At 73.2% G+C, this 9,065-nt stretch carries 6 protein-coding genes; 3 read left to right on the top strand and 3 right to left on the bottom strand.

All coding sequences use genetic code 11. From position 1 onward, the window contains the following. Positions 1–392 precede the first annotated feature (392 nt). Positions 393–947 carry a MarR family winged helix-turn-helix transcriptional regulator gene (locus tag ACZ4NT_RS36560; protein ID WP_467729623.1) on the bottom strand — a complete coding sequence of 185 codons (555 nt, stop codon included), beginning with the start codon at positions 945–947 and terminating at the stop codon, positions 393–395. Between the two features lie 176 nt (positions 948–1,123). Between ACZ4NT_RS36560 and ACZ4NT_RS36555 the strand changes: the two genes are divergently transcribed. Then, the gene (locus ACZ4NT_RS36555; protein ID WP_467729621.1) at positions 1,124–2,395 is read left to right on the top strand and encodes an MFS transporter; all 1,272 of its coding nucleotides are present in this window, start codon (positions 1,124–1,126) and stop codon (positions 2,393–2,395) included. 12 nt (positions 2,396–2,407) lie between these two features. Here ACZ4NT_RS36555 and ACZ4NT_RS36550 read toward each other — a convergent pair whose 3' ends face one another. Together ACZ4NT_RS36550 and ACZ4NT_RS36545 are read right to left on the bottom strand one after the other, a co-directional pair. Continuing rightward, complete coding sequence (locus ACZ4NT_RS36550; RefSeq protein ID WP_121402107.1) at positions 2,408–4,066, bottom strand: SpoIIE family protein phosphatase; 1,659 nt, start codon at positions 4,064–4,066, stop codon at positions 2,408–2,410. 202 nt (positions 4,067–4,268) lie between these two features. Then, the gene (locus tag ACZ4NT_RS36545) at positions 4,269–5,672 is read right to left on the bottom strand and encodes an NAD(P)/FAD-dependent oxidoreductase (protein WP_467729619.1); all 1,404 of its coding nucleotides are present in this window, start codon (positions 5,670–5,672) and stop codon (positions 4,269–4,271) included. A 375-nt stretch (positions 5,673–6,047) separates the two neighbouring features. Here ACZ4NT_RS36545 and ACZ4NT_RS36540 point away from each other — a divergent pair, with 375 nt between their 5' ends. Both ACZ4NT_RS36540 and ACZ4NT_RS36535 read left to right on the top strand, forming a co-directional pair. Then, positions 6,048–6,812: a TetR/AcrR family transcriptional regulator gene (locus ACZ4NT_RS36540; protein WP_467729617.1), complete on the top strand. Its 765-nt coding sequence runs from the start codon at positions 6,048–6,050 to the stop codon at positions 6,810–6,812. Positions 6,813–7,079: 267 nt separating this feature from the next. Beyond that, positions 7,080–9,026, top strand: coding sequence for a sigma-70 family RNA polymerase sigma factor (locus ACZ4NT_RS36535; RefSeq protein WP_467729615.1), 1,947 nt, complete (start codon positions 7,080–7,082; stop codon positions 9,024–9,026). The last annotated feature ends 39 nt before the right edge of the window (positions 9,027–9,065 follow it).

Genomic DNA, 9,065 nt, shown 5'->3' with positions numbered 1-9,065 from the left:
CGGTGCTTTCCAGGTTCCCGCTCTCGCGTTTCCCTTTCCGGCGGTTCCGACTCTATCAGATCCTTTCGGGCCTGATTCCCAGTCAGCGGGGCTTGCCTTCGCGGCTGTTGGGCCGTTCCGACGTCCCAAACTTTAGCGGATCCGTCCGGCGGTTCCTAATCGGAGGTGCCGGCCCCAATTCGAATGGAATTCGGGCACGCCGAATTCAACCCGGTAGGGAGATCGTGCTGGTGGTTGGGTGCCGCTTGAGCGGCGGAGGTGCTGTCGAAGAACCGTTACGGCTCCGTGGCAACTCGAAGAACCTTACGGATGCGGCAAGGTGATGTCAACAGCCTCTGTCAAGATCTTTTAGATGGGGCCCAAGGGCCCCGGCCCGCGGGGCGGGTGATCCCTCAGTCGAGGTCGGTGAGACGGCCGCCGGCGTCCGGCTGAGCGTCCTCAACTCTGCGCAGCAGGCGGGTGAGCACCTCGCCCAGGACGCCGCGCTCGTCGGCCGACAGGTCCTGGAGGAGATCCTCCTCGAAGACCGTGGCCAGACGCATCGCCTCAAGCCACTTCTCGCGGCCCTCGCCGGTCAGCTCCACGATGACACGCACGCGGTTCGACTCGTCCCGCTCCCTGGTGACCAGTCCCTCCGTGACCATGCGGTCGATCCGGTGGGTCATCGCAGCCGGGGTGAGGCCGAGCCGCTTGGCGAGGTCGCTCGGACCCAGGCGGTAGGGAGCGCCGGACAGCACGAGCGCCTTCAGGACCTCCCACTCGGCGTTGCTGATGCCGAGGGTGGCGGTCTGCCGGCCGTAGGCGACGTTCATGCGGCGGTTGAGCCGGCCGAGCGCCGAGACGATCTTCTCGACCTGAGGGTCGAGGTCGCGGAACTCGCGCTGATACGCCGCGATCTGCTCTTCGAGGGTCGGCTCGCTGGCGCCGACGCCGGGGATGTCGCCCATGGGCGCAGTATGGCACGCCGTCGCTTGGCTTCGAAGTCCTTCGAGGTGTACAGTTTAGCTTCGAACTTTAGCTCTGAAGTCTTCAGGGCTAACTCCTCAGATGTCTCCTCAGGACCGGCCCCCCGCTCGGGTGCCGGCCGGTCCGCGTTCCAAGGCAGGTGAAAGTGACCAGGGCGATGGGCGCAGCGATGCGCCGGATCCACGTCGGCAACGCACTCAGCGCGTTCGGGCTCGGCTTCACGGTTCCGTACCTCTACGTCTATGTGGCGCAGGTGCGGGGCCTGGGGGCCATGACGGCGGGACTCGTGCTCGCCGTCTTCGCCGTGGCCGCGCTCGTCGTGCTTCCGTTCGCCGGACGGGCCATCGTCCGGCGCGGTCCTCGGCCGGTCCTCGTCGCCGCCCTGCTCACCGCCGCCCTCGGGTCCCTGAGCCTCGGGCTCGCGGGCAGTGCGACGGCCGTCCTGCTGTCGGCGGCGGCGCTGGGCACCGGCCAGGCGGTCATGCAGCCGGCGCTGGCCACGATGATCGTGGACTGCTCGACGGCGGACACCCGCTCGCGTGCCTTCGCGATGCAGTTCTTCCTGCAGAACCTCGGGCTCGGCGTCGGCGGCCTGATCGGCGGCCATCTCGTAGACGCCACGCGGGTGGACTCCTTCACTCTGCTGTTCGCGATCGAGGCGGCGATGTTCCTGCTGCTCGCCGTGATCATGACGACGGTGCGGATGCCGCACGCGCCGAAGGTCGAGGACGCCCCGAGGGCCAGGGGCGGCAGCTGGAAGCAGCTGCTCGGCAACCGGGCCATGGTGCAGCTGTGCGTCCTGGGGTTCGTGCTGTTCTTCGCCTGCTACGGCCAGTTCGAGTCGGGGCTGAGCGCCTACGGCGTGGAAGCGGCCGGCATCTCCACCTCCGCCCTCGGCACCGCGCTGGCCGCGAACACCGCGATGATCGTCGTCGCGCAGTTCGCGGTGCTGCGGTTCGTCGAGCGCCGGAAGCGGTCGCGGGTGATCGCCGCGGTCGGGCTCATCTGGGCCCTGGCGTGGGTCGTGGCCGGGTACGCGGGCCTGGGGCACGGCAGCAAGACCATGGCGGCCGCGGCGTTCGTCTCGACGTACGCGCTCTTCGGGCTCGGTGAGGCGATGCTGTCGCCGACGGTGGCGCCGCTGGTGGCCGACCTGGCCCCGACGGGCATGGCGGGCCAGTACAACTCCGCCTTCGCCCTGGTGAAGCAGCTCGCGCTGGCCGTCGGCCCGGCGGTGGGCGGCCCGATGGGCGCGTCGCTGCACGCGCCGTACATCGTGACGTTCCTGCTGTTCTCGCTCGGCATCACCTATCTGGCGATCCGGCTCGGACGGCAGCTCACCCCCGTGCAGAACCAGCCGTCGCTCGCCCGGAGCCGGATCGTGGCCCAGGGCGGCGCTCCCGCGGAGCCCGCACGCTCCAGCGCCTGACGCGCCGGGCCGTCAGGCGCCCTCGCGCGGCAGGGCGAACTCGCACCACACCGCCTTGCCGCCACCCGGCGTGCGCCGGGACCCCCAGCCGGAGGCGATGGTGGCGACGATGGCGATGCCGCGTCCCGCCTCGTCGCCGGGCTCGGCCCGGCGGCGCCGGGGCAGGTGGTCGTCGCCGTCGGTGACCTCGATGATCAGCCGGCGGTCGGTGCGGCGCAGCCGCAGCCGCATCGGCGGGGTGCCGTGCTGCAGCGAGTTCGCGACGAGTTCGCTGGCGGCCAGTACACCGAGGTCGTGCAGCTCGCGCGGGAAGCGCCAGCTGGTCAGCACGCCGGAGGCGAAGGCACGCGCGCGGGGGGTGGCCTCCACCCCGCCCAGCAGTTCCAGGGCCGCGTTGCGGAAGAGCTCGCTGTCCGGGCCCGTGCGGGCCGGGTGCTGGAGGACGAGGACGGCCACGTCGTCGTCGTGGTCCGCCGTCACCCCCGCCGAGCGCACCAGCCGATCGCAGACGACCTGGGGGGTGCCGGTGGCTCCGGCCAGCGCGCGCTCCAGGGCGGCGATCCCCTCGTCGAGGTCCTCGTTGCGCCGCTCCACCAGGCCGTCCGTGTAGAGGACGGCCGTCGAACCGGGGCCGAGCGGGACCGTGCCCGAGGCGTGCATCCAGCCGCCCGTGCCGAGCGGGGGCCCGGTGGGCTCGTCCGCGCGCAGCACGGTGCCGCTCTCGTCGCGGACGAGGATCGGGAGGTGGCCCGCCGACGCGTACACGAGCCGGCCCTCGTTGGGGTCGTGGATGGCGTACACGCAGGTGGCGATCTGGTTGGCGTCGATCTCGGTGGCCAGGCCGTCCAGGAGCTGGAGCACCTCGTGCGGGGGCAGGTCGAGGCGGGCGTACGCACGGACCGCCGTACGGAGCTGCCCCATGACGGCCGCCGCGCGGACCCCGCGGCCCATGACGTCGCCGATGACCAGGGCGGTGCGGCCGCCGCCGAGGGTGATGACGTCGTACCAGTCGCCGCCGACCGCGGCCTCCGTCCCACCGGGGTGGTAGGTGGCCGCGACGCGCAGGTCGTCCGGCTCCTCCAGCTCCTGGGGCAGCAGGGAGCGCTGGAGGGTGACCGCGGTCTCGCGCTGCCGGCGCTCACTGGCACGCAGCCGCTCGGCGGCCTCGGCGTGGTCGGTGACGTCGGTGGCGAAGATCAGCACGCCGCCGCCCCGGCCCTCGTCGTCGGGCGTGTCCACGGGCGTGCAGGTGAAGGTGTACGAACGGCCGTCGGGTGTCCTGCGGGACTTGACCGTGCGCGGCTTCGCGCTGCGCAGCACCTGGTCGAGGAGGGGCAGGAGCCCGAGCCCGTCCAGTTCCGGCAGGGCCACCCGGGCGGGCTCGCCGAGGGGGCGGACACCGAAGGCCGCCACGTACGCGTCGTTCACGTACGCGATGCGGTGGTCGGGGCCGTGCACCAGGGCCACCAGAGCCGGGACGCGGTCGAGGACCTCGCGCACCGGCAGCACGTCGACCGCGGGCACGCGCGGCACCTCGTCGGTCAGTTGCTCGCCGCGGGCCGCGGGCACGGATCCGTCGCCCCGCCGGTCATGGGTGACCGGATGGTCGCCGCGCGCCGCGGCGCGGCGCTGCGTTCCGGGGAGTCGGGCGCTCCAGCGCGTGAAGTTCACGAGTCCTTGCCTCGGGTTCATGCCCCCGGTCGGCACGGTCGGCCGGGGGTCCGGGGGTCTCCCCCGGGGAATACAGCACGTGGGAAAAAGCGTCGTGGGTCCGAAGAGCGGGCGGCGGGTCCCGCCCGGTCGTGGACCAGTCTGGCCGACCGGACCGACATCCGTCAGACGCGGGCCCCGCCGGGGCAGTTCCCGGGTCGGATCAGGTCGACCCCTTCGGGTCCCGCGGGGGCTTCCCACCGGCCGCGAGTTCGAACTCGGCACGGGGGTGTTCGAGTGAGCCGAGCGACACGATCTCCCTCTTGAAGAGTCCCGACAGGGTCCATTCGGCCAGGACCCGGGCCTTGCGGTTGAAGGTCGGGACCCGGCTCAGGTGGTAGGCGCGGTGCATGAACCAGGCAGGGTAGCCCTTAAGCTGGCGCCCGTAGACGTGGGCCACGCCCTTGTGCAGCCCGAGCGAGGCGACCGAGCCGACGTACTTGTGGGAGTACGTCTCCAGCTCCTCGCCGCGCAGGGCGTGGGCGATGTTGTCGCCGAGGAGCCTCGCCTGGCGGACCGCGTGCTGCGCGTTCGGTGCGGTCTCGGCGCCCGGCTCGGCGGCGGTGACGTCGGGGACGGCGGCGGCGTCCCCCGCGGCCCACGCGTGGGGGACGCCGTCCACGGTCAGCCGGGGCGTGCACCTCAGCCGCCCGCGCTCGTCCCGCGGCAGGTCGGTGGCGGCGAGCAGGGGGTGCGGCTTCACCCCGGCGGTCCACACGACCGTACGGGTCGGGAAGCGCGCCCCGTCGCTCAGTACGGCGACCCGGTCGGTGCACGTCTCCAGCCGTGTCTCCAGGCGGACGTCGATGTTGCGCCGCCGGAGCTGGGTGACGGTGTAGGTGCCCATCTCCGCGCCGACCTCGGGCAGGATGCGCGAGGAGGCCTCCACGAGGATCCACTTCATGTCCTCGCGCTCGACGTTGTGGTAGTAGCGCGTGGCGTAGCGGGCCATGTCCTCCAGCTCGGCGAGCGCCTCCACACCGGCGTAGCCGCCTCCGACGAAGACGAAGGTCAGGGCGGCGTCGCGGATCGCGGGGTCGCGGGTGGAGGACGCGATGTCCATCTGCTCGATGACGTGGTTGCGCAGGCCGATGGCCTCCTCGACGGTCTTGAAGCCGATGCCGTGGTCGGCGAGGCCGGGGACCGGGAGGGTGCGCGAGACGGAGCCGGGCGCGAGGACCAGTTCGTCGTAGGTCATGCGCTCCACGTGCGCGCCCCGCTCCTCGGTGGCCGGCGTGGTGAAGGTCGCGGTGCGCGCGGCGTGGTCGATCGACTCGACCTCGCCGACGACGACCCGGCACCGGTCGAGGACCCGGCGCAGCGGCACGACGACGTGGCGCGGCGAGATGGAGCCGGCGGCCGCCTCCGGCAGGAACGGCTGATACGTCATATAGGGGTCGGGGGAGACCACGACGATCTCGGCGTCGCCCCGCCTGAGCTCCGGTTTCAGCTTCCGCTGCAGTTGCAGCGCGGTGTACAGCCCCACGTAGCCGCCACCGACGATGAGAATGCGTGCACTCTTCCGGGGTTCGGGGGTCGTCCCCTGATTGATCTCAGCCGTCACCATCCCATGACGCACCCGGCGCCTTCGTTTGTCCACAGGCCCGGCAATTTGTGTGACCCGCCGTCGCCGCCGCGCACGGTTGGCCGATTTGCCGGAGTACGCGGAAGACTCGCAGCTCAACAGGTGCGTACAGGGGGACGGCAGGGGGCGCAATCGGGAGGTATCCGACCCGTGGTCCGATCGGGGGGCGCTCCGTGCGGAACCTGCCCCTTCTGAATTGACCCCCTCTCAACTATGTTCGTGTGTCGACGGGGTGCAGGGGGATGTGCTCGACGGGTCCGCAGGGGCGGATCCGTGCAACACGCTCGTTCCACACGCTCCGGCTGCCAATGGCGGGGAGAGTCTCCGGGGGGAGACGTCATTACCGGGGGAACGCTTATGCACATTCAGGACTCTCATTGGTCGGCCGCGTCTGCCATCGCACCAGGTGGCGCGCTCGGCACGGCAAGCAGCAACGGACGTGGTCCGGGGGACAGTTCCCGCACCACCCCGTTGCGCGTGGACGCACAGCGCAACCTGGAACACGTACTGCGCGCGGCGCGCGAGGTCTTCGGCGAGCTGGGGTACGGCGCGCCGATGGAGGACGTGGCGCGGCGCGCCCGGGTGGGTGTCGGCACGGTGTACCGGCGCTTCCCGAGCAAGGACGTCCTGGTGCGCCGGATAGCCGAGGAGGAGACCTCCCGGCTGACCGACCAGGCGCGCTCGGCGCTCGGTCAGGAGGACGAGCCGTGGTCGGCACTCTCGCGCTTCCTGCGGACGTCGGTGGCCTCGGGTGCCGGGCGGCTGCTGCCGCCGCAGGTGCTGCGGGTGGGTGTCGCCGACGAGGGCGCCGAGGGCGTCCTCGTGGACGAGGCCCGGGTGCCGCAGCAGCGGACCCAGCCGGCCACCGAGCTGCGGCTGGTGGACGACACGCCTGCCGATCTGGCCGAGGACGCGGGCGCGGCAGCGCTGCTCGAGGTCGTCGGTCAGCTCGTGGAACGGGCCCGTGCGGCGGGCGAGCTGCGGGCGGACGTGACCGTGGCGGACGTCCTGCTGGTCATCGCCACGGCGGCGCCCTCGCTGCCGGACGCCGCCCAGCAGGCCGCGGCCTCGGCCCGGCTGCTGGACATCCTGCTGGAGGGACTGCGGTCCCGTCCGCTGTAGGAAGCCCGCCGTCGTACGAACGTGCCGGTCGCGCCCGTTCCGCCCCGCCCGGGGCGGGCCGGGCCGGCCGGCAACGTGCTTGTGCGCGGGGCCGGTTGACGGGCAGGGGTCGAGGGAGCCTTCCCCGATCGGGTGAGCGCTAGTACTGCCGTACGGAAAGTCCCCACGGACGAGTGGTTGGTCCGTCCTGCCCGGTCCGCCACGGGCCCCTTGTGCCACGCTTTCCCGGTTATCCGGGTCCGAGTGTGCAGGCGGGGGCAGTCCGCGATGAGTGGTGACGGGCGAAGCGGGTCACCCGGCGACGGGGGCCCCGCCGCCGAGGGGAGCGCGGAGACCGAGGGGCCGGTCCCCCACCAGGTGCCCGGCCGGGGCGGGCGCACCGGCGGCGGCCACGCGGACGCCGTCGAGGCCGAGGGCCCGCCGCCCAGCGTGCCCCCGCAGCGCGAGTGGCGGGAGGGCGGCTTGCTGCCGCCCCCGTTCGACGCGCCGCCGTCCGACGCCGACCTGATCGAGCGCATGCGCGCGGGCGACGACACGGCGTACGAAGACCTCTATCGCCGGCACGCCGACGCCGTGCGCCGCTACGCGCGCACCTGCTGCCGGGACGGGCACACCGCGGACGACCTCACCGCCGAGGTGTTCGCCCGCATGCTCCAGGCGGTACGCGGCGGCAGCGGCCCGGAGCACGCCGTGCGCGCGTATCTGCTCACCACCGTCCGCCGGGTCGCCGCGCACTGGACGAAGACGGCCAGACGCGAGCAACTGGTCGACGACTTCGCGGTGTTCGCCGCCCAGGCCGCCCGCAGTCCCGAGGTCTCCGACGACGACACGCTCGACCTCGGCGCGGACGTGCTGGCGATGCACGAGGCCGAGCGGTCCATGGCCATGCAGGCCTTCCGGTCGCTGCCCGAACGGTGGCAGGCCGTGCTCTGGCACACCGAGGTCGAGGACGAGTCGCCCAGCGAGGTCGCGACGCTGTTCGGGCTCGACGCGAACGGCACCCGCGTGCTCGCCAGCCGGGCCCGCGAGGGCCTCAAACAGGCCTACCTCCAGGCACACGTCAGCACCACGCTCATCGCGGACGAGGAGTGCGCGCGCTACGCGGACCGGCTCGGCGCCTTCGCCCGCGGAGGCCTGCGCACCCGCGCCGAACGGGGGCTGCGCAAGCACCTGGAGGAATGCGTCAAGTGCCGCCTGGCAGCCGGCCAGATCAAGGAGGTGGCGAGCGGCATCCCGGCGGTCGTGCCGGTCGCCGTCATCGGCTGGTTCGGAGCCGCCGGGTACGCGAAGGCGGTCGCGATCGTCGCCGGTGGCACGGGAGTCGGCGCCGCGGGTGCGGCGGCCGCGGGTGCGGCGGCCGCGGCGGGCGGGGGTTCCGGTGGGGCCGGCGGCGGGGCGGCCGCCGAGGGGCTCGGTGCGCCGGCGAAGGCGGCCGTCGCGGCGGGAGTCGTCGCGGTCGCCGCGGCGGCGGTGGCCCTCGCGCTGGTGGGCGACGACAGTCCCGCCAGGAAGCCGGGAGCCCGGCCCGGCACGTCCCACGCGGTCGAGTCGCAGGCGCCGCCGCCCTCCCCGAGGCCGCCGGGAACGGCACCCGCCCGGCCGCCCGTACGACCGGCCGGTGCCCCGACGCCGACGCCCACCCCGCCCCCGAGCCCGGATCCGGTGCCCACCGAGGCGAAGCCCCGGCCGTCCCCGGCACCCACTCGGGCGAAACCGAAACCGAAACCGCCGGCGCCTCCCCGGCCCGCGCCCGAGCCGACACCTCCCCCGGCACCCGCTCCGGCCGTCTACGCGTGGAACGAGCTGCGCTACGGCCTCACCGGCGACGGCACCGAGCCCGAGATGCGCCTCGGCGAGAGCAGCTGGGTGTGGCAGCGGTGGGGCGTCTCGGTCGGCGGGCGGGAGTACGCGCGGGGGGTGACGGTGCACGGCCGCTCCTCGGTCACCGTCGATCTCAACCGCGACTGCACGGCGTACGACGCGGTGGTCGGTGTCGACGACATGACGCTCGGGCTCGGGAAGGTGCGGTTCTCCGTGTACGCCGACGGGGCCCGGCTCTGGCGGTCCCCGCTGATCGCCGGCGGCGACGGCGCGGTCCCCGTCCATGTGGACCTCACCGGACGGCGGACGGTACGGCTCGTCGTCGACCCCGACTCCTCCTTCGACGCGGTGGCCCTGGCGGACTGGGCGGACTCGGAGTTCAGGTGCCGGTGAGGGCACCCGCGGCCGGCCCGGGGAGTGACGCGAGGCCCG

Source organism: Streptomyces sp. NPDC026417 (assembly GCF_055567695.1).
The sequence above is the reverse complement of the archived record's forward strand: the minus strand, read 5'-3'. Positions and strand labels throughout refer to the sequence as shown.